Annotated in this window: 17 protein-coding genes; 7 read left to right on the plus strand and 10 right to left on the minus strand. The window is 66.6% G+C overall.

Features of this window, described 5'->3' with window-relative positions:
* Positions 1-13: 13 nt before the first annotated feature.
* From QHC78_RS15680 to QHC78_RS15695, 4 genes are all read right to left on the minus strand, one after another.
* Complete coding sequence (locus QHC78_RS15680) at positions 14-1,162, minus strand: cobalamin-independent methionine synthase II family protein (protein ID WP_319746151.1); 1,149 nt, start codon at positions 1,160-1,162, stop codon at positions 14-16.
* A gap of 127 nt (positions 1,163-1,289) precedes the next feature.
* Complete coding sequence (locus tag QHC78_RS15685) at positions 1,290-1,760, minus strand: tRNA (cytidine(34)-2'-O)-methyltransferase (RefSeq protein WP_319746185.1); 471 nt, start codon at positions 1,758-1,760, stop codon at positions 1,290-1,292.
* Between the two features lie 65 nt (positions 1,761-1,825).
* Positions 1,826-4,168 (minus strand): cytochrome P450/oxidoreductase, encoded by a 2,343-nt coding sequence (locus tag QHC78_RS15690; protein ID WP_495886038.1) that lies wholly within the window; start codon positions 4,166-4,168, stop codon positions 1,826-1,828.
* Between the two features lie 143 nt (positions 4,169-4,311).
* On the minus strand, positions 4,312-5,154 hold the full coding sequence (locus QHC78_RS15695) for an IclR family transcriptional regulator (protein ID WP_319746156.1): 843 nt from the start codon (positions 5,152-5,154) through the stop codon (positions 4,312-4,314).
* 151 nt (positions 5,155-5,305) lie between these two features.
* Between QHC78_RS15695 and QHC78_RS15700 the strand changes: the two genes are divergently transcribed.
* Both QHC78_RS15700 and QHC78_RS15705 read left to right on the plus strand, forming a co-directional pair.
* Positions 5,306-5,683 carry a DUF6152 family protein gene (locus QHC78_RS15700; RefSeq protein ID WP_319746158.1) on the plus strand — a complete coding sequence of 126 codons (378 nt, stop codon included), beginning with the start codon at positions 5,306-5,308 and terminating at the stop codon, positions 5,681-5,683.
* Between the two features lie 4 nt (positions 5,684-5,687).
* Positions 5,688-6,152, plus strand: a complete 465-nt coding sequence (locus QHC78_RS15705) for a DUF6644 family protein (protein WP_319746160.1) — start codon at positions 5,688-5,690, stop codon at positions 6,150-6,152.
* A gap of 24 nt (positions 6,153-6,176) precedes the next feature.
* On the opposite strand, the gene QHC78_RS15710 is transcribed toward QHC78_RS15705, so the two are convergent.
* The gene (locus QHC78_RS15710) at positions 6,177-6,617 is read right to left on the minus strand and encodes a MarR family winged helix-turn-helix transcriptional regulator (protein WP_319746161.1); all 441 of its coding nucleotides are present in this window, start codon (positions 6,615-6,617) and stop codon (positions 6,177-6,179) included.
* A gap of 99 nt (positions 6,618-6,716) precedes the next feature.
* Here QHC78_RS15710 and QHC78_RS15715 point away from each other — a divergent pair, with 99 nt between their 5' ends.
* Both QHC78_RS15715 and QHC78_RS15720 read left to right on the plus strand, forming a co-directional pair.
* Positions 6,717-7,070, plus strand: a complete 354-nt coding sequence (locus QHC78_RS15715; RefSeq protein ID WP_319746163.1) for a DUF1428 domain-containing protein — start codon at positions 6,717-6,719, stop codon at positions 7,068-7,070.
* Positions 7,071-7,080: 10 nt separating this feature from the next.
* On the plus strand, positions 7,081-7,563 hold the full coding sequence (locus QHC78_RS15720; protein ID WP_319746165.1) for a VOC family protein: 483 nt from the start codon (positions 7,081-7,083) through the stop codon (positions 7,561-7,563).
* Positions 7,564-7,597: 34 nt separating this feature from the next.
* On the opposite strand, the gene QHC78_RS15725 is transcribed toward QHC78_RS15720, so the two are convergent.
* From QHC78_RS15725 to QHC78_RS15745, 5 genes are all read right to left on the minus strand, one after another.
* Entirely contained in the window at positions 7,598-9,172 is a 1,575-nt protein-coding gene (locus QHC78_RS15725) for an efflux transporter outer membrane subunit (RefSeq protein WP_319746167.1), read from the minus strand.
* Positions 9,169-12,285 (minus strand): multidrug efflux RND transporter permease subunit, encoded by a 3,117-nt coding sequence (locus QHC78_RS15730; protein ID WP_319746169.1) that lies wholly within the window; start codon positions 12,283-12,285, stop codon positions 9,169-9,171. Before QHC78_RS15730 ends, QHC78_RS15725 begins: the two co-directional genes overlap by 4 nt.
* Positions 12,282-15,398 (minus strand): MdtB/MuxB family multidrug efflux RND transporter permease subunit, encoded by a 3,117-nt coding sequence (locus tag QHC78_RS15735; RefSeq protein ID WP_319746171.1) that lies wholly within the window; start codon positions 15,396-15,398, stop codon positions 12,282-12,284. Before QHC78_RS15735 ends, QHC78_RS15730 begins: the two co-directional genes overlap by 4 nt.
* Positions 15,395-16,684, minus strand: a complete 1,290-nt coding sequence (locus QHC78_RS15740; RefSeq protein WP_319746172.1) for an MdtA/MuxA family multidrug efflux RND transporter periplasmic adaptor subunit — start codon at positions 16,682-16,684, stop codon at positions 15,395-15,397. Before QHC78_RS15740 ends, QHC78_RS15735 begins: the two co-directional genes overlap by 4 nt.
* 140 nt (positions 16,685-16,824) lie before the next feature.
* On the minus strand, positions 16,825-17,673 hold the full coding sequence (locus QHC78_RS15745) for a ComF family protein (protein ID WP_319746173.1): 849 nt from the start codon (positions 17,671-17,673) through the stop codon (positions 16,825-16,827).
* 50 nt (positions 17,674-17,723) lie between these two features.
* Between QHC78_RS15745 and QHC78_RS15750 the strand changes: the two genes are divergently transcribed.
* The 3 genes from QHC78_RS15750 to QHC78_RS15760 form a co-directional block, all read left to right on the plus strand.
* A complete protein-coding gene (locus QHC78_RS15750; RefSeq protein ID WP_319746175.1) occupies positions 17,724-18,668 on the plus strand; it encodes a methyltransferase domain-containing protein in 945 nt (314 codons plus the stop codon).
* A gap of 190 nt (positions 18,669-18,858) precedes the next feature.
* Positions 18,859-20,019, plus strand: a complete 1,161-nt coding sequence (gene coxB, locus QHC78_RS15755; protein WP_319746176.1) for a cytochrome c oxidase subunit II — start codon at positions 18,859-18,861, stop codon at positions 20,017-20,019.
* A gap of 113 nt (positions 20,020-20,132) precedes the next feature.
* Positions 20,133-21,023, plus strand: an 891-nt coding sequence (locus QHC78_RS15760; RefSeq protein ID WP_319746178.1) for a cbb3-type cytochrome c oxidase subunit I, incomplete at its 3' end; no start/stop codon positions are given.

Consider the following 21,023-nt stretch of genomic DNA (forward strand, 5'->3'; position numbering starts at 1 on the left):
ACGCCCCGGCCGTTCAAGAACGCTGGGCCGTGCGTGCGCCGTCCCGCTGAGACGCCCGATTGGCGCCATCCCGCAAGGTCGAGAGCTTCATCCAGGTAACGGCCGGGTCGATCTTGCCGTAGTTGGCAAACGTGCCGAAGCCGCAGTCGGTGCTGGCCAGTACCCGGTCTTCGCCCATGAATCCGACATAACGCTCGAGCCGCTGGCGTATCAGTTCCGGATGCTCGACGTAGTTCGAGCAGCTGTCGATCAGCCCCGGTGCAAGGATCTTGGTCTCGGGCTTGGCGGCGCGCCAGATTTCCCATTCATGCTCGTGGCGAGGGTTGGCGGCCTCGAACAGGATGGTCGAGGGGCGGGCGGCCAGGATGATATCGATCACCTTTTCCAGCGCGATGTCGCAGTGGTGCGGGCCTTCGTAGTTGCCCCAGCAGATGTGCATGCGCAACTTCTCGGGAGGAATGTTGCGGGTGGCGGCATTGAGCGCCTCGACGTTCTGCCGCGCCCGCGCCAGAAACTCTGCTTCGCTCAGGTTCTGGTAGCCGGTGTGGGCCGCCATGGCGAGGTCGGGGCAATCGAGCTGGAGGTCGAAGCCCGCGGCGACGATGGCTTCGTACTCGGGCCGCATCGCCTCGATCAGGTCGGCCAGGTAGGCTTCGTGGGTGGGGTAGTGCTTGTTCGGCTGGAAGGCGGTCACCAGACCAGGGGAGGCTGCATTCATGAATCCGCGCCGGCCTTGGCCATGCCGTTCCATGGCGGACTTGAAGCGGCGGATGTCGGCGTGGCAGGGCTCCAGCGTACGCAGCTTGACGGGTCCCACGCAGGCGGCGCGCACGAATTCCTGGGCGCCCATGATGGCGGCCAGCTTCTTTCTGAGCTCGGGGAAGTCGGCCAAGTCCTTGGCGGGCATCCGGTCGATGTGTCCGCCGAAGCCTTCGAGCCGCTCGGTGATGTAGGTGGCATAGCCGACCTTGCCGAGCTCGCCGTCGCTCATGATGTCGACGCCGGCTTCGACCTGCTTCTGGACGGCCTGGTCGATCGCCGCCTGGACCACTTGTTCGAAGTGCGCCGGGTCGACTGCTTGGCCGTGGTCGCGGGCGAGCAGCAACTGCGCCAGCTCGTCTCCGCGGGGCAGGCTGCCGACATGGGTGGTCAGGATAGGCATTGCATCCCCTTTTTCATCTTATGTGGGTGAGGCGGCGTCTGCCGCGGGAATTGTCCGGCGCGGGGGAACCTGCATGGCCCCGATGGTCGCCAGTCGCCATATCTTAGTCGTACTGTCCGGGTGGGGGCTAGGCTCCGCCGGCGTAGCCCATTTGACGCCACGCCTCGAATACGGCGACGGCTACGGAGTTCGACAGGTTCAGGCTTCGCTGCCCCGGCCGCATGGGCAACCGCAGCCGCTGCGTTTCGGGAAATCCGTCGCGGATGGCGGCCGGCAGGCCGGCGGTCTCGCTGCCGAAGACCAGCACATCTCCGGCCTGGAAGGCGACCGTTCCAAATAGCCGCGAGCCGCGCGTGGTGAAGGCGAATACCCGGTCCGGCGCGGCGCCCGTGGCCGCGATGGCGGCGTCGAACCCGTCATGGACCTGGACCGAGGCCCACTCGTGGTAGTCCAGCCCCGCGCGCCGCAGTTTGGCGTCCTCGAGCTCGAACCCGAGCGGACGAACCAGGTGCAGTTGCACGCCGGTATTGGCGGCCAGGCGGATGACGTTGCCGGTATTGGGCGGAATTTCCGGGTGGACGAGGACGACGTGGAACATGATGCGCGGGGTGGCGGTGAACTGCCGCAGATGGTACTGCATCCTCCGCCGGTCCGGCCGGTACGCTACAGCTCCAGCACCAGCTTTCCGCCGCGCGCCCGCGAGCAGCACGTCATCATCCGGTCATTCGCTTCCCGTTCGGCCTTGGTAAGCACCATGTCGCGGTGATCGATCTTGCCGGCCAGCACCCGTACCTCGCACGATCCGCACAAGCCTTCCTCGCAATCGCTGGGGACGTCGATATTGGCGGCACGCAGCGAAGCCAGCACCGTCCTGTCGGCCGGCACGCTGACGGTGATGCCCGAGTCCTTCAGCTCGACCTCGAACGCGTGTTCCCGGCTCGGGTCGAGTTGCGCGAGGCTGGATTCGAAGTGCTCGATGCGCAGCGCGTCGCCGGGCCAGTCCGCGCAGTGCCGCTCCAACGCTTCGAGCATGCGCTTGGGCCCGCAGGCGCACACCTGCCAGCCTTCGCGCGGCTGGTCCAGGAGCGCGGCCAGGTCATTGCGGCGGCCTTCTTCGGATACATACACGCGCAGCCGGTCGCCGTGCAACGCGGCGAGCTCGTCCAGGAACGCCATGGCGGTTCGCCGGCGGCCGCTGTAGTGCAATTCGTAGTCCATCCCGAGTTCCCGCGCCCGCCGCGCCATGGCGCTGATGGGCGTGATGCCTATGCCGCCGGCGATCAGGAGGAGCTTCTTCGCGGTTTCGTCCATCCGGAAGTGGTTGCGCGGGCCCCGTATGCGCAGGCGGTCGCCAGCCTTCACGCCCGCGTGTATCCAGCACGAGCCGCCCCGGCCATCGGCTTCGCGCAAGACGGCGATTTCGAGCGCACGGGTGTCGGCGGGATCGCCGCACAGCGAGTACTGGCGCGAGCGGTCCGCATCGCCGCATTCCACGTCGATGTGCGCGCCGGGCGTCCAGCGGGGCAGCGCACGGCCATCGGGCGCAACCAGGCGCAGCTTGACGATGTTCTCGGCTACGGGGGTGACGCTTTCCACCACCACGCTGCGCGCCACGGCATGGCGCGACGGCTCCCCTATGCGTACGGGCACCGGCGTCTTGAGCAAGTCCGGACGCATGCGTTCGGGGTTCTGCGCCGGATCCCACTCCACCCATAGGTGCTCGGGGCCGCGGAACGAAGTGTTGGGCACGTAGGTGAACTGCTGCTCGGCCAGCCGCATGTGCGGCAGGCGGCGGGTAAGTTCTGCCAGGATGACCTGCATTTCCATGCGGGCCATGTTCTTGCCCATGCACTGGTGCGAGCCGTACCCGAAGGTAAGGTGGTCGCTGGCGTTCTCGCGCCGGATATCGAAGAAGTCCGGGTCGGTGAAATGGCGTTCGTCATGGTTGGCGGACGAGGTTACGATCAGCAGCTTGGAGCCGGCGGGCACCTTCACGCCCTCGATCGTGGCGTCGCGCGTCACCAGCCGGCGCCAGGCAGCAACCGAGCCGTTGTGGCGCAGGCATTCCTCGACCGCGCTGGGAATCAGGCCGGGGTCTTCGCAGATCTCCCGCCAAGCGTCTGGATGCTGCAGCAGCAGCTTGATGGCGTTGGCGGCGGCATTGGCGGTGGTCTCGTGGGCGGCGACGATACCCGCCATCATCATGGAGTGCAGGTACGAGTCGGTCACGATGTCCGGGTGTTCCTTCTGCTTGCGAATGCCATAGCGCATCCAGCCGGGCTCGTCCGGAGCCTGGCGCATTTTCTCAAGGACTTTGCCCGCGTACTGCCAGAAGTTGCCGACGGCATGCGCGACCGCCACCTGTTCCTCCGGCTTGGGCCGGCCCCAGGTATTGACCGTGTGGGCGATGGAGTAGCGCCGCAGCGTGTCCATGTCTTCTTCGGGTACGCCCAGGAAATGCAAGGCCACGGTGAGCGGGACTTCCCACAGCATCTGGTCGACCAGGTCGGCGCGGCCGTCGTCAATGAAGCGGTCGACGTATTCGCGGGCCAGCCTGCGCACCATGGGTTCGTGGTGCTGGAGGTGCTCGGGCGTGAACGGTTCCATCAGCAGGCGCCGGCGCGGCATGTGCGCCGGCTCGTCTTCATTGACCAGCGTGCGGTTCATGGCGTAGCCGTATTGCTCGAGCACGGCATTCGCTTCCGGTCCGGTCGGCGTGATTTTCTCCAGCGCGATCGACGGGCTGAACGTGATGTTGTCCCGGAAGATGGCCTTGATGGCGTCGTAGCGGGTGACCACCCAGTAGCCGAGCCTGGGACTGTAGAAAATCGGCTCCTGCTCGCGCGCCCAGCGGACATATTCCGGCGGGTCTTGCTGGTAGCTGTCGCTGAAGGGGTCGAACGCCGCGGCAGGGGCGCTGATGGGGCAGCCCGTGGGACCGACGGCGGCCGGCGCCGCGTCATGGGAAAAGGGGCAGCCCGCAGTCCGGGGAGAGGTAGCGGCCATCGTCATGTCTCCTGATTGCGTAGCTGGTGTACGCATTGCGTAAATCCCACTTGACGATAGCACCGCGCCCCGGCCGAGTCGAGAGGTGCAGACGCACGTATTGCCGCGGCGGAGGATCGCAGCTGGAGTACGCCTGCCGGCCGTCAGATTCCGTGCCCGAGCCGTTTGCTGGTCGTGGCGGCTGCTTCCCGTACGGCGCGGGCGATTTCACCCGTAGGGGTGGGGTCGAAGGCACCGGTCGGGCCCAGGGCCGTCATGACGACCGTCACCGTGCCGTCGGCGTTGAAGACCGGCGCAGCGACGGCGCTGATGCCATTGAGCAGGAGGTCCCGTACGGGTGCGCAACCGAGCGTGCGGATCTCGTCGAACAGGCGATCGGCCGCGCGGCGGTCGGGAACCTGCCGCCGTTGCTCGGCCGTGGCGGTGCGCAGCTCGTTGGCGATCAGCGCCTCCAGCACGGTTGATCGCGAAAACGCACCGAATGCGCGGCCGGTAGCGGACCAGAGCACCGGCATGACCGAGCCGACCCGCACATTGACGGCGACCGGCTGTGCCGGTTCGATCCAGCGCACGATCGTGGGACCGTAGTTGCCGAGTACCGATACGAAGCACGACAGGCTGTGCGATTCGCCGAGCCGTGCGAGCTCGGTCGACGCGAGCGTCAGCGCGTCGGATTGCCGCATGGCGGCCAGTCCGATGGCGAGCGACTCCGGCCCCAGCAAATAGCGGGACGTGGCGGGATCCTGGATGACGAGATCGGCGTCCACAAGGCTTGCTAGATAGCGGTGGACCTTGGCCGGGCTTTCTCCGAGCCGGGTCGCCAGCGCGGTGAGCGATGCGGCGCCTCCCATCGCCGCCAGCGTCTTGAGGACAGTCATGCCCATGCCGGCGGATTGGACTTTGCTGCGGCGCGAGGGCGGCTTGGCGGCCGGGGCAACCGTCCGGCCGGCGGACGGCTGCGTGGCGTCTAGGCGCTTGCGGGGCATTGGGGGGACCTGGGTTTACGCAATGACGGATATGTTACGCAAAAGGCGGCAAGCGGCACGTCGGCATCGTGGGCACGCGCCGCCCGTCGATCTATGTGACGAAGCCCGTTGGGGCTATAGTGAATCTTTCCCTCTCGCATGGGAGACGCGCATGTTCCATCGATGGGCTATCGTTTTGGCCGCGGCGGCGGCCTTCGCCGGAACCGCCACGGCGTGGGCGCATCACGGCTGGTCCTGGGCCGAGGCCGAGCAAATGCAGTTGCGGGGCGTGGTCAAGCAGGTGCAGATCGCGCCGCCTCATCCGTGGCTGGATGTGGAAACCGCAAACGACGGTGTGTGGCGGGTCGAGCTGGGCAATCCCTCGCAGACGCGGCGGGCCGGCTTCGAAGAAGGGTCCGCCAAGCCTGGCGATACGGTCATGGCCACCGGCAACCGCTCGCAAGACCGCGCCGAGAAGCGGATGAAGGCCGTGCAGATTTCCGTGGGCGGCAAGACCTACGACATTTATCCGGAACGCATCCGCCGCTGACGCCATGCTCGAATGGCTGGAAGGCCTGCCCCATGCGACAGTGCTGCGGCACTCCGGTACGGCTTACCTGTTCGTCAACGCGGCGCATATAGCGTCGATCGGCCTGCTGCTGAGTTCCATCGTCTGCCTGGACCTGCGGCTGCTCGGCGCGTTTCGCAGCGTGCCGTTGGCGGCGGTGGGGCCGTTCCTGTCCCGGATGGCGGGTACGGGCCTGCTGCTGGCGGTGGTGACGGGCTTCTGGCTGTTCTCGGTCCGGGCGACGGAATATGCCGGCAATCCAGCCTTTCTAGCCAAGCTCGGCCTGTTGGCCTTGGGTTTATTGAACGCTGTGGTCTTGCACGCCGGGCCTGGCTGGCGCCGCGCCCTTGCCGGATCGCGGGTGCCGTGGCTGGCGCGCGTACAGGCCGCCGGCTCAGCGGCGGTCTGGCTGGCTGCCGTCGTCGCGGGCAGGTGGATAGGATTCGTATAGGCCCAGGCGCTATCGGCCATGGCCTCAGGACAGGCGGGCCAGCCCGCCGCGCAACGCGTCCGCACGGGTTGCGCCGAGTTCAGCTTCGATCTCCGCATGGATGGCGCGCCAGATGGGAAGGGCGCGCGCCAGCACGGCATGCCCTTGGCCGGTCAACACCAGCAAGCGGCTTCGCCGGTCATCCGGATCCACCTCCACGCTGACCAGACCGTCGCGTTCCAGCGGCTTGAGCGCCGCGGTCAGCGTGGTGCGGTCCATGTCCAGCAGGCGGGCCACGGGTGCCATGGCGGGCGGCTCGGGCCGGTTCAGCGACATCAATAGCGAGAACTGCCCATTGGTCAGCCCGACCGGGCGCAGGGCTTCATCGAAACGCCGGGCCAGTGCCCGCGCGGCCCGCTGCAAATGCAGGCACAGGCACGTGTCGCGCACTTCCAGCGTGGTGGCGAACGGGATTTTCTTTGACATGATGGAGCTATTATGTTGATATCAACGAAAATGTCAAACAGCCCGCGCATGATGGGCTCCGGTGGGCGGCATGCCGCCCCGTCAACAAGGGAGATGGGAATGAAATACGTAGAAGGTTTCGTGGCGGCTGTGCCGGCCGCCAATAAGGAAGCATATCGGCAGCATGCCGTCGAGGCGGCGCCTTTGTTCAAGGAATTCGGCGTGTCGCGCATGGTCGAGTGCTGGGGCGACGACGTGCCGGACGGCAAGGTCACGGATTTTCGCCGCGCGGTCCAGGCCAAGGACGATGAGGTCGTGGTATTCAGCTGGTTCGAATATCCATCGAAAGAAGTGCGCGACGCCGCCGTGCAGAAGATGATGTCCGATCCGCGCATGAAGGCTATGGGCGACACCATGCCCTTCGACGGCAAGCGGATGATCTTCGGTGGCTTCGTTCCCATCGTCGATGTCTGAGGAGGCGGCCATGGCAAAGGTTGCCCAACACCTGTGGTTCGCCGCCGACATGGACGCGGCGCTGAGTCTGTACACCTCGTTGATTCCCGGCTCGGCCATCGAATGGACCATGCCGCTGCCGGCCGATACGCCCAGCGGGCCCGCCGGCACGGTCCAGCTTGCTTCGTTCCGGCTGGGCGACCAGCGCTACATGGCGATCGAGGCCGGTCCGCTGGATCCGTTCAACCACTCGTTTTCGATCATCGTCGAATGTGAGGACCAGGCCGAGATCGACCGCCTGTGGTCGGCGCTCGGGGAAGGCGGCGAGATCGAGCAGTGTGGCTGGTTGCGCGACCGATGGGGACTTTGCTGGCAGATCGTTCCGCGGCGCCTGGGCGAGCTGGTGCGGGACAGCGATCCGGCCGTCTCCAAGCGGGTAACGGAGGCCATGCTCAAGATGGTCAAGCTCGACATCGCGGGCCTGGAGGCCGCGGCCCGGGGCGCAGCCGCTTGAGCCGGTTGCGCGCGCCTGGACCGGACGCTTTCCACTATGGGGAGGCCGGTTGGGGGGAGGGCCCCGGACTCTCGGAGCCGGGGTTCCCCGATGCCGCCAGCGCGTCCGCATGCCAGCCGCCGCCCAGAGCCGCGATCAGGTTCACGCTGGCCGTGAGCCGGTTGCCCAACAGGGATAGTGCGGTGCGCTCGTTGCTCAGCGCTGCCGTTTGCACGGACACCACGTTCAGGTAATCGATCAGGCCGGATTCGAACTGGTTGGTGGTCAGGCGCAGCGACTCGCGGGCGGCATCCAGCGCTCGCTGCTGCACGACCTGTTCTTCTTCCATGACGCGCAGCTGGGACAGGTAGTTCTCCACTTCTTCCAGCGCCGACAGTACCGTCTGGCGATAGGTCGCCACTTGCAGGTCGTAGGCGGCTTCGGCCTGCCGGGTCTGGGCGCGCCGCAACCCCGCGTCGAACAGCGGTGCGGCCAGCGCCGGGCCGAGGGACCAGAAGCGGGCGGGAGCGGTGAGCCAGTCGGCGAACTGCGCGCTGCGATAGCCCAGCGAAGCCGATAGCGTCAGCGAGGGGAAATAGGCCGCCTGGGTGACGCCGATACGGGCATTGGCGGCTTGTACCTGGCGCTCGGCGGCGGCGATGTCGGGGCGCCGCTCCAGCAGTTCGGACGGCAGGCCTACCGGAACCGCGGGCAGCACCGCGCGGAAATCGGCGGACGGGATGCTGAAGGACGAAGGAGGTTGCCCGACCAGGATGGCGATGGCGTGCTCGAGCTGCGCGCGCTGCCAGCGCAGGTCGATGGCCTGGGCGCGCGTGGTCTCGAGCTGGGTGCGGGCCTGGGCGATCTCGGCCTTGGCCGCCACGCCGACGGCATAGCGGTTCTCGTTCAGGCGCAACGACCGTTCGTAGACCTTGATGGTGGCATCGAGCAGGCGCTGCTGTTCGTCCATGATGCGCAACTGAAAATAGTTGCGGGCCAATTCGGCTTGCGCACTGAGGTGGGCATTGGCGAGATTGGCGGCGCTGGCCTGGGCGCTGGCGGTGTCCGCCTCGACGGTGCGCCGGATGCTGCCCCACAGGTCGGCCTCCCAGCTGGCCGAGACGCCGAGGTTGTACTGGTTGCGTATGCTTTGCGATCCGCCTTGGCTGATGATGACGCCGCTGCTGTTGGTGGTCGTGCTGCTCTGGGTGCCGGTGCCGCTGCGAGTGGCCGACGCGCTGCCGCTGAGAGTGGGAAACTGGCCGGCACGGCTTGCCCTTACGACCGCCAGGGCCTGCCGGTACTGCGCCTCGGCCTGGGCGATAGTCTGGTTGGCCGTCTCGACCTGGGCCATCAGCCGCGACAGATCCGGATCGCCGAACACCTCCCACCACGGGCCGCGGTGCGCGTCGTCCCGCGGTTCGGCGGCTTTCCAGCCGGCGGCTTCCTTGAATTCGACGCCGCTGGCAACAGTGGGACGGACATAATCGGGCCCCATCGCGCAGGCGGTCAGCATGGCGGACAAGCAGGCGCACACGGCAAGGCGAGGGCCGGCGCTGCGCCGCACGCGGCGAGGCAATGACAGGAGGGTGGAGGGCGTGCCCGACGGCGAGGGCCACGTCTTGGTCATAGATTGTCTCCGGGGAGCGGAAGGCCCGCCGACCGCGGACGGCCCCAGCGCCGTTGCGCCCGCAGATGGAGGCGGTCCAGGTACAGATAAACCACGGGGGTGGTAAACAGCGTCAGCAACTGGCTGACGACCAGCCCGCCGACGATGGTGATGCCGAGCGGCTGGCGCAGCTCGGCGCCCGCGCCGGTGCTGATGACGAGCGGAACGGCGCCCAGGATGGCTGCCATCGTCGTCATCAGGATCGGGCGGAAGCGCATCAGGCAGGCCTCGTGGATGGCGGCGCGCGAGCTCAGGCCGCGGCTGCGTTCGGCGTCGAGCGCGAAATCCACCATCATGATTGCGTTCTTCTTGACGATCCCGATCAGCAGGAAGACGCCGATCAACGCGATGAGGGTGAACTCCCGCCCCAGCATCATCAGGGCCAGCAGCGCCCCCAGGCCGGCCGACGGCAGCGTGGAAAGGATGGTGAGCGGATGGATGTAGCTCTCGTACAGCATGCCGAGCACCAGGTACATGGTGACGAGCGCCGCCAGGATCAGCCAGGGCTGCGCGCTGAGCGCCGATTGCAAGGCCTTGGCGCTGCCCGAGAAACCGGACTGGATGTCGTTGGTCGGCAGGCTGATCCGCGCTACCGCCTCGTTGATGGCGCGGGTGGCTTGCTCCAGCGATACGCCGGGCGCGAGGTTGAACGAAATCGTGTCCGCGGCGAACTGGCTTTCGTGGGAAACGCTGAGCGGCGCATTGGTCATTCGCCACTTGGCGAAGGCCGACAGCGGCACGCGGCTGCCATCCGCCGTGATCACGTGCACCTGTTCCAGCGCTTCCGCGTTCTGGGCAAAGCGCTGGTCGACCTCCATGACCACGCGGTACTGGTTGAGCGGGTTGTAGATGACCGATACCTGCCGCTGGCTGAAGGAGTTGTTCAGGACGGCCGCGATCATCGACATGTTCACGCCCAGGCGGGTGGCGGTCTCGCGGTCGATCTCGAGCGAAATCTGCCTGCCCTTGTCCTCGACGTCGACGTCGATGTCGGTCAGCTCCGGCAGCTGCGCCAGCGCGCGCGTGACGCGAGGCATCCAGGTACGCAGCACCGACAGCTCGGACGCCATCAGCGAATATTGGTAGCCGGAACTGGACATGCGGGCGCCGATGCGGATGTCCTGGTTGGGCATCAGGAACATCCGGGCGCCCGGTACGGTGCTCAGTCTGCCGCGCAGGCGGTTCATCACCTCGTCCACGGATACCTTGCGCTCGGCAAGCGGCTTGAGCTGGATCATCATGAAGCTGGTGTTGCTGCCGCCCCGGCCGCTGCTGTAGCCGACCATGCTCTCGACTGCGGGGTCGGCCAGCACGACCTTGCGGAAATGTTCGAGCTTGGGGCGCATGGCCTGGAACGAGGTGCCCTGGTCGGCGCGGATGAAGCCCATCATCTGGCCGGTGTCCTGCTGGGGAAAGAACCCCTTGGGAACCTGAATGTAGAGGTATACGTTCAGGCCGATGACCACGAACAGCACGATCAAGGTCAGCAGCGAGTGGCGCAGCACCCAGTCCAGCGCCTTGCCGTAGGCGCGCGTCATGCCGGTGAAGAACGACTCCAGCGCGCGCGAGACGCGGCCCGGCGGCGGCAGCTCGTGAGGCGGGCGCAGCATCCGGGCGCACATCATCGGCGTGAGGGTGAGCGAGACGATCAGCGAAATCAGGATGGCCGCCGACAGCGTGACAGAGAACTCGCGGAACAGCCGGCCGACGATGTCGCCCATCAGCAGAATGGGAATGAATACCGCGACCAGCGACAGGCTCATGGACAGGACCGTGAAGCCGACTTCGCGCGAGCCTATCAGCGCCGCGCGCAGCGGCGACATGCCGGTTTCCAGGTGGCGGGCGATGTTCTCCAGCACCACGATGGCGTCGTCGACCACGAAGCCGGTGGCCACGATCAACGCCATCAGCGACATGGTGTTGAGCGAATAGCCGCACAAATACATGACGGCGAAGGTGGCGATGAGCGAAACCGGCACGGCGACGCTGGGTATCAGCGCGGCGCGCACGTTGCGCAGGAAAAGCAGCACTACCAGGATGACGAGGATGACCGCGATGATGAGGGTATGCTCGGCTTCGGCCAGCGATGCCCGTATGCTGGGCGTGCGATCCTGGGCCACGGTCAGCGTGACGTCGCCCGGGAGCAGGGCGCGCATCTGGGGAAGCGCGGCGCGGATGCTGTCCACCGTCTCGATGATGTTGGCGTCCGGTTGCCGGCCGACCACCAGCAGGATGGCCGGACTGTTGTTGAAGAACCCCATGTTGAAGAGGTCTTCCACCGAGTCTTCGACCCGTGCGACGTCGCTCAGCAGCACCGGCGACCCATTGCGGTAGGCGACCACCAGGTCCCGGTACTCGCGCGCCTTGCGCAACTGGTCGTTGGTGGCCACCAGCCAGCTGGTCTCGTCGTTTTCCAGCACGCCTTTGGGGCCGCGCGCGTTGGCGTTGTTCAGCGCGGTACGCACTTCGTCCAGCGCGATGCCGTACTGGCTGAGCGCCGTGGGATTCAACTCCACGCGTACCGCCGGCAACGAACTGCCGCCCACCTGGACGTCGCTCACTCCCTTGATCTGCGCGATGCGCTGGGCCAGGATGGTGGAACCCACGTCGTAGAGCTGGCCCTGGTCCAAGGTAGCGGAGGTCAGGGCCAATACCATGATGGGCGCCGAGGCAGGATTGCGCTTGGTGTAGCTCGGATTGCTGCGCAAGGCCGACGGCAGCATGTTGCGCGCGGCGTTGATCGCGCCCTGCACGTCGCGCGCCGCGCCATCGATGTCCCGGCTCAGGTCGAACTGCAGCGTAATGCTGGTCGATCCCTGGGTGCTGCGGGAGGTCATCTCCGTAATGCCGGCGATGGTACCCAGCGACCGCTCGAGCGGCGTGGCCACGCTCGACGCCATGGTCTCGGGACTGGCGCCGGGCAGGCTGGCCCGTACCGATATCGTCGGGAAGTCCACCTGCGGCAGCGGCGCCACCGGCAGCTTGACGAAGGCCAGCGCGCCGGCCAGCACGACCGCGATGGAGAGCAGCACGGTGGCCACCGGCCGCATGATGAACGGCGCGGAGATGTTCATGGCGTGCCGCCCGGCTGGGTGACCGACACCGTGCGGCGTTGGCGCCGGCGGTTCATCGCCTGGCCCAGGCGGTCGAACATCAGATAGATGACCGGTGTCGTGAACAAGGTCAGCAACTGGCTCACCAGCAGGCCGCCGACCATGACGATGCCCAGCGGCTGGCGCAGCTCGGCGCCGCTGCCGGTACTCAGCATGAGCGGGACGGCGCCGAACAGCGCGGCGAAGGTGGTCATCAGGATGGGGCGGAAGCGCAGCAGCGCCGCCTGGTGGATCGCATCGCGCGGCGCCATTCCCTGCTTGCGCTCGGCCTCCAGCGCGAAGTCGATCATCATGATGGCGTTCTTCTTGACGATGCCGATCAGCAGGATGATGCCGATGATGCCTATCATGTCGAGATCATGGCCGGCGATCATGAGCGCCAGCAGCGCGCCCACCCCTGCCGAGGGCAGCGTGGACAGGATGGTGATGGGGTGGATGTAGCTCTCGTACAGGACTCCCAGCACGATGTACATGGTGGCGATGGCCGCCAGGATCAGCAGCAGCGTGCTGTCCAGCGAGGCCTGGAAGGCTTGTGCCGCGCCCTGGAAGCTGGTCTGTATTCCGAGCGGCATGCCGATGTCGCGCTCGGCCTGCTGGATGGCCTCCACGGCGCCGCTCAGCGACGCCCCGGGCGCCAGGTTGAACGACACCGTGGCCGACGGGAATTGCCCCAGGTGGCTGATGGACAGCGGCGTCGTCCTTTCCGAGACGCGCACGATGTTGGTGAGGGGAACCTGCTTGCCGTCCGCCGTGGCGACATAGATCTGCGACAGCGAGGACGGGTTCTGCCGGAACTGCGGCGCCACCTCCAGCACGACGCGGTACTGATTGGCCTGCGTGAAGATGGTCGAGATCAGCCGCTGGCCGAGCGCATCGTACAAGGCGTTATTGATGTCCGAAGCGGTGACCCCCAGCCGCGATGCGGCGTTGCGGTCGATCTCGATGTAGGTCTGCAGGCCCTGGTCCTGCAGATCGTGGTTCACGTCGGCCAGCTGGGGCAGTGTCTGGAGCCGGTCGACCAGCCGCCGGGTCCACTCGCTCAGGTTCTCGAGGTCGGGGTCCTGCAGGGTGAATTGGTATTGGGTGCGGCTGACGGTCTCTTCGATGGTCAGGTCCTGCACCGGTTGCATGTACAGGCGGATGTCCTCCAGCCTGGCCAGCTCCGGCTGCAGCCGCGCAATCACTTCGGCGGCCGTGGCGGTGCGTTCGCTGTGCGGTTTCAGGTTGATCTGCAGCCGGCCGCTGTTGAGCGTGGCATTGGTGCCGTCCACGCCTATGAAGGACGACAGGCTGGCGACGTCCGGGTCGCGCAGGATGATGTCGGCCGCGGCCTGTTGCCGCCGGGCCATCGCGGCGAACGATACCGAGGGCGAGCTTTCGCTGATGGCCTGGATGACGCCCGTGTCCTGTTGCGGAAAGAAGCCTTTGGGAATCACGACGTACAGCAGCACGGTCAGCAGCAGCGTTCCCAGCGCCACCAGCAGCGTCAGCGGCTGGCGGGCGAGCACCCATTGCAGCATGCGGTCGTAGCCGGCGATGACGCGGTCGAACCATTGGCCGCTCTTGCGGTAGAACCAGCCCTGTTCTTCGTCCGGGATGTGGCGCAGGTACTTGGAGCACATCATGGGTGTCAGGCTCAGCGACACTACCAGCGAGATCAGGATGGCCACCGCCAGGGTGATCGCGAATTCGCGGAACAGCCGGCCGATCACGTCCCCCATGAACAGCAGCGGGATCAGCACCGCGATCAGCGAAAACGTAAGCGAGATCAGCGTGAATCCGATCTGTGCCGCCCCCTTGAGCGCAGCCTGGACGGGGGACTCGCCTTCTTCCAGGTAGCGGGCGATGTTCTCGATCATGACGATGGCATCGTCCACCACGAAGCCGGTCGCGATCGTCAGCGCCATCAAGGTCAGGTTGTTGATGCTGAATCCGGCCAGGTACATGATGCCGAATGTGCCGATCAGCGACAGCGGCACCACGACGCTGGGAATGATCGTGGCCGTCAGGTTACGCAGGAACAGGAAAGTCACCAGCACCACCAGCGCGACCGCCAGCATCAGCTCGAACTGCACGTCCTCGACCGAGGCGCGGATCGATTCCGTGCGGTCCGACAGCACGGTCACGTCCAGGGTGCTCGGCAGCGCGGCCTGCAGGTCGGGCAGCAGCCGCTGGATGTCGTCGACGACGTCGATCACGTTGGCGCCGGGCTGGCGTTGCACATTGAGCAGGATGGCCGGCTTGCCGTTGGCCCAGGCGGCCTGCCGGATGTTCTCGGCGTCCTGCACCGTTTCCGCTACGTCGGACAACCGAACCGGCGCGTTGTTGGAATAGGCAATGATGAGCTCGCGGTACTGCTCGATGGTTTTCAACTGGTCGTTGGCATCCAGCGTGGTGGCGCGCGTGGGCCCGTCGAAGTTGCCCTTGGGCTGGTTGACGTTGGCGCCCGTGATGGCGGTGCGGATGTTGCCGAGATTCAGGCCGTAGGCCGCGAGTGCCTGGGGGTTGGCGCGTATGCGCACGGCGGGCCGCTGGCCGCCCGCGATGCTCACCAGGCCCACGCCGGAGACCTGCGAGATCCTCTGCGCCATGCGCGTGTCGACCAGGTCGCGGACCTGGTAGAGCGGCAAGGTGGGCGAGCCGATGGCCAGGGTCAGGACCGGGGTGTCGGCGGGGTTGACCTTGTTATAGACGGGCGGGGCGGGCAGGTCGCCGGGCAGCAGGTTGGAGCTCGCGTTGATGGCGGCCTGCACCTCTTGCTCCGCCACGTCCAGGGGCAAGTCGAGGTTGAACTTCAGGGTGATGACCGATGCGCCGCCCGAGCTGATGGACGACATCTGGTTGAGCCCGGGCATCTGGCCGAACTGGCGCTCCAGCGGCGCGGTCACGAGCGAGGTCATGACGTCGGGGCTGGCGCCCGGGTACTGCGTGACTACCTGTATCGTGGGATAGTCCACTTCCGGCAGCGCCGATACCGGCAGCAGCCGGTACGCGATCAGGCCCGCAAGCAGTATCGCCACCATGGCCAGCGAGGTGGCGATGGGGCGAAGAATGAATATCCGCGACGGGTTCATGGCGCGGCGCGTCCCGGACGGCGGCGCGTGCCTTCGCCGCCGCCGCGTTGCAATTGGGCGCCGGCGGCTGCCGGCACGGTGTCGGTCCCGCTCACCACTTGCACCTGGGCACCGTCGCGCAGGCGGTCCAGGCCCTCCACCACGACGCGCTCGCCGGGCTTGAGCCCATCGAGCACCGCCACCCGCTCGCCGTCCGACGGGCCCAGCTTGAGCACGCGCAGCGTGACGGTGTTGTCATTGTTGACCACGTAGACGAAGGTGCCGGGCGTACCGCGCTGTACCGCGCCGCTGGGGATGACGGTCGCGCCGCTCAGCGTACGCACGTGGAGCCGCACATTGACGAACTGGTTGGGGAACAGGCTTTCGTTCTTGTTCTCGAAGCGGGCCTTGAGCTTGACCGTGCCAGTGGTGGTGTCTATCTGGTTGTCCACCGTGGTCAGCACGCCGTCGGCGATGTGCCGGATGTCGGCACGGTCATACGCGGCGACAGTGAGCGTCTGGCCGGCCCGCAGTTGCGTCAGCACGTCGGGCAGGTCGCCCTCGGCGATGGTGAACAGCACGGAAATGGGCTGGGTCTGCGTAATGATCACCAGGCCGTTGGTGTCGCTGCTGCGGACCAGGTTGCCCTGGTCGACCTGGCGCAGGCCGAGACGGCCGGAAATCGGTGCCGTGACGCGCGTGTAGTCCAGTTGCAGCTTGGCATTGTCCACTGCCGCCTGGTTGGTCTTGAGCGTGCCTTCGTATTGCCGCACGAGCGCCGATTGCGTGTCGACCTGCTGGCGCGCGATCGAATCCTGCGCATAGAGCGTCTGGTAGCGCTCCAGGTCGCGCCGCGCGTTGTCCAGCTGCGCCCGGTTCTGTTCCAGCGTGCCCTGGGCCTGGGCCAGGGCGACCTGGTAGGGACGCGGATCGATCTGCACCAGCAGGTCGCCGGCCTTGACCAGCTGGCCTTCCTGGAACAGCACTTTGAGCAGCTCCCCGTCGACCTTGCTGCGCACCGTGACGGTGTTGTAGGACGTGACCGTGCCGAGCGACTTGAGGTAGACCTTCATGTCTTCGGCCTGGGCCGGCACGGCCTTGACCGGCGTGGGCATCTGGAAGGCGGCGCCTGCCGGTCCGCCGGGCCCGCCGGCCGGGGGAGGCGCCTCGCGGTTGGCGTGCCACCACCAATAGCCGCCGGCAGCCAGGATCACGACCGCTGCCAGCCAGAGCCAGCGTCGTTGTTTCTTGCCGTTCGACGTGGAAGAGGAAGGGGTCCGGTCGGGCTGGGGGGAAGTATCGGCCATGGGGTTCCAGAAAAGGCTTGCCTGAATCGCGCCGCGCGGAAAAACACCGGATCCGCGGCGCCCTCTAAGGTAGTCCAGTTGGGCCTCAAAGTGTTGACAGAAACGCGAGGTTTGAAATGGATCGAAATCGTTTGTTGGCGTTAGTTGCGGCGCCCTTGCCACGGGCCCCGGGGTGCGGCTTCCGGAAAGCGTCCGGGTGTGCGGGCGGCCGCCAGCGCCACGACCGACGCCGCTCCGGCGGCGCGCAGCGCGACCGCCGCCGCGTGCAGTGTGCTGCCTGTCGTCATGACATCATCGACCAGGCCGATGTGCAGCCCGCGCGCGCGAGGAGATGAAGCATACAGGTTTTGCGCGGCCTGCCGCCTGCCGGCCCGGTCCAGGCCGCTTTGCTTGGCCTGCTCGCGGTTGCGGCGGAGAATGTCGTGCCGCAGCGGCAGTGCCAGGTCCCGCCCCAGCGCCCGGGCGATTTCCGCCGCGGGATTGAAGCCGCGCCGGCGCAGCGAAGCTTCCGAGGCCGGGATGGGAACCAGCACGGTTTGCGGCGGCAGGGGCAGCACGTGGTGCCGCACCGACTCGGCCAGCAGGTTGCCGAGCAGGTCGGCGCGCCCGTAGCGGCGTCCGTTTTTCAGTTCCAGGACCAGGGCGTCCGCGGGCGGCGCGTAGTCGAAGGCAATGATGGTGCGTTCGAACCCCACCCGGCGGTCTGCGCAGTCCGGACAGGGCGTATCGTGCTCCGGGAGCGCCAGTGCGCAACGGTGGCAACGCCACGGCATCCCCAGGGAGGCGGGCGCGCGTGCCGTCTGGCAGACGGACGTTTCGCAGGCGGCGCATAGCAGGCCGCCGCGGCTGCGGCCCGAGCACAAGGGGCAGTCGGACGGGATCCATGCGCGTAGCCGGGCGATGGCCTGCTGCAGCGGCGGAAAGGGCAAGAGGAAGGGCGCGGGCACGAAAAACCTGGCGGTGGCATCATGGAGGCTGGCTGCCGCCACGCGGCAGTCCAGGCAGTTTAAGAACTCCCCGTTTTCATGTGCGTGTCCCAATGATAGAAAACTCCCATCCCGAGCGCCTGCCTTCGCTGCCGCTGGTGCGCGAGCACGTCGCGCGGCAATTCGGGCGCCGCGGCGACCTCGAGGCTGGGCAGTTCCTGTACGGCGAAATAGGCGCTCGCATGTTCGAGCGGCTCGAATACATACGCCTGGCGCCGAAAGCCATGCTGGACGCGGGCTGCGGCACCGGTACGGCCTACCCCCGCTTGCACGGCCGCTATCCCGATGCCGCCTATACGGGACTCGACCTGAGCGCCGCGGTCCTGGCGCACGCGCGCCGGCGCCATTTGCCGTCCGCCGGCGCCCGGCTGCGGCAATCGGCCCTCCGGCTCACCGGCCGGGCCACGCCTGTGCTGCCGGTCTTCATCGAAGCCGACATGGCGGCCACCGGGCTGGCGCCGGAATCGCAGGACCTGGTCTGGTCCAACATGGCCCTGCACTGGCATCCCGAGCCTCATGCGGTGCTGGCCGAATGGCGCCGCATCCTGCGGGTAGGGGGTCTGGCCATGTTCAGCTGCCTGGGGCCAGGCACTTTCCGGGAGCTGCGCGATGCGCTGGCCCGCGCGCAGCTCGATACCGCCACCCCGACCTTCGTGGACATGCACGACTTCGGCGACTTGCTGATCGAAAGCGGGTTTGCGGACCCGGTCATGGACCAGGAGGTCCTCACCTTTACCTATCGGCACGTGGATAGTCTGCTGGACGACGTGCGCCGGCTGGGCGGCAATCCGGCCCAGGGCCGGCGGCGCGGGCTGGCGACCCGCGCGTGGCGGGCGCGGCTGGCCGAGGCGCTGGAGGCCGGCCGTGGCCCCGACGGGCTGATCCGGCTTACCGCCGAGGTCGCTTATGGTCACGCGTGGCGCTCCGGCACGTACCGGCCGGCGCCCGGAGAGACGCGCATTCCGGTCTCGTCCATCGGGCGCGGCGGCATGCGCTGACCCCCCTCAACGCAGGTCGAGTTGCTGGGCCCGTCTGGCAACCCGTATAATCCTGCGATTCTATGCGTAGCAACATAATTATTTTCCAATGCGCATGGTTGAGGAGTTTTGTGGCGGTGGGGGCCCGCGCAAGCTGCGCACGGTGGCCGGCCGCCTGAATAACACTAAACGCTGTTCTTCGAGGTCGGACATGAAGAAGTGGTTGGGTGGGTCGTTGGGGGCGGTGGTGGTCAACATGGTGGCCAGCAGCGCAGCGCTTGCCGTCAATGACAGCGTCGGCGGTCCGAAAGTCAATCAGCTCAATTTGCACGAGCCCGTCACCAGCATCGCCGCGCAGATCGAATGGCTGCACTGGATGATGCTGGGCATCTGCCTGGTCATCTTCCTCGGCGTGTTCTCGGTGATGTTCTATTCCATCTGGGCACACCGCAAATCCCGTGGCGCCAAACCCGCTTCGTTCCACGAAAGCATAGGCGTCGAAGTCGCCTGGACCGTCATCCCCTTCCTGATCGTCATCGGCATGGCGTTGCCCGCCACCAAGACCGTGGTGGCCATGAAGGACACGTCCAACGCCGATCTCACCGTCAAGGCTACGGGCTACCAGTGGAAATGGGGCTACGACTACCTGAACGGCCAAGGGGAAGGCATCTCCTTCCTGTCCAACCTGGCTACCCCGCCCGAGCAGCTCTACGGCGCCGAGCCCAAGGGCGACAACTACCTGCTCGAGGTGGACAACCCGCTGGTCGTGCCGGTCAACAAGAAGATCCGCGTCATCACCACCGCGAACGACGTCATCCACTCCTGGATGGTGCCGGCCTTCGGCGTGAAGCAGGACGCGATCCCGGGCTTCGTGCGCGACACCTGGTTCCGTGCCGAGAAAATCGGCGAGTTCCGCGGGCAGTGCGCCGAGCTCTGTGGCAAGGACCACGCCTACATGCCCATCGTGGTGAAGGTGGTGTCCGAGGAAGACTACGGCAAGTGGGTCGACGAGCAGAAAGCCAAGATGGCCGCGCTGGCCGACGATCCTAACAAGACCTGGACGGCCGACGAGCTCAGAACCCGCGGCGAGCAGGTGTACGCGTCCAATTGCGTGGCCTGTCACCAGGCTACCGGCAAGGGCGTGCCCGGTACCTTCGCTCCGCTCGACGGTTCCGCTGTCGTCCTGGGTCCCAAGGCGGCGCAGATCGAGACCGTGCTCAAGGGCCGTCCCGGCACCGCCATGGCGTCGTTCGCCCACTTGTCCGATGTGGAAATCGCCGCTGTCATCACCTACACCCGCCACGCCTGGAGCAACGCGGGCAAGGGCGAGGATCCCGTCGTGCAGCCCGCCGACGTGAGGTCCTCGCGCTGATGCCGAGCGGCCGCCACGCGCGGCCATGCAGCACCGATGTTTCAGTTTTCACATATTGAAAGTGTCCTCGTCACGATAACGAAGGCAGCAGTACTGAGCAGCAAGGAGCCATCATGAGCAGCACCGCGATCGATCACGCCCCCGGGCACGATCATGACGACCACGCCCACGGCCATCTGACTGGCTGGCGGCGCTGGCTGTTCGCCACGAACCACAAAGACATCGGTACGATGTACCTGATCTTCTCCTTCACGATGCTGCTCGAAGGCGGACTGCTCGCGCTGCTGCTGCGCACTGAGCTGTTCGAGCCGGGCATCCAGCTCTTCCGGCCGGAGCTGTTCAACCAGTTCACCACCATGCATGGCCTGATCATGGTGTTCGGCGCCATCATGCCGGCCTTCGTGGGCTTCGCGAACTGGATGATCCCGCTGCAGATCGGCGCCTCCGACATGGCCTTCGCGCGGATGAACAACTTCAGCTTCTGGTTGCTGCCGGTCGCCGCGATCCTGCTGACCATCTCGTTCTTCGTGCCGGGCGGGGCCACTGCCGCCGGCTGGACGCTGTACGCGCCGCTGTCCGTGCAGATGGGGCCGGGCATGGACTTCGCCATCTTCGCGGTCCACTTGATGGGCGCCTCGTCCATCATGGGCGCCATCAACATCATCGTCACGATACTGAACATGCGCGCGCCCGGCATGACGCTGATGAAGATGCCGCTGTTCTGCTGGACCTGGCTCATTACCGCCTACCTGCTGATCGCCGTGATGCCCGTGCTGGCCGGCGCCATCACGATGGTCTTGACCGACCGCCACTTCGGCACCTCGTTCTTCAACGCGGCCGGCGGCGGCGACCCGGTCATGTACCAGCACATCTTCTGGTTCTTCGGGCACCCGGAGGTCTACATCATGATCCTGCCGGCCTTCGGCATCGTGTCGTCGATCGTGCCGGTGTTCGCCCGCAAGCGCCTGTTCGGCTATGCCTCGATGGTGTATGCCACGGCCTCG

Origin of the sequence: Pigmentiphaga sp. (assembly GCF_033795525.1) — a bacterium.
Taxonomy (GTDB): Bacteria; Pseudomonadota; Gammaproteobacteria; order Burkholderiales; family Burkholderiaceae_B; genus Pigmentiphaga.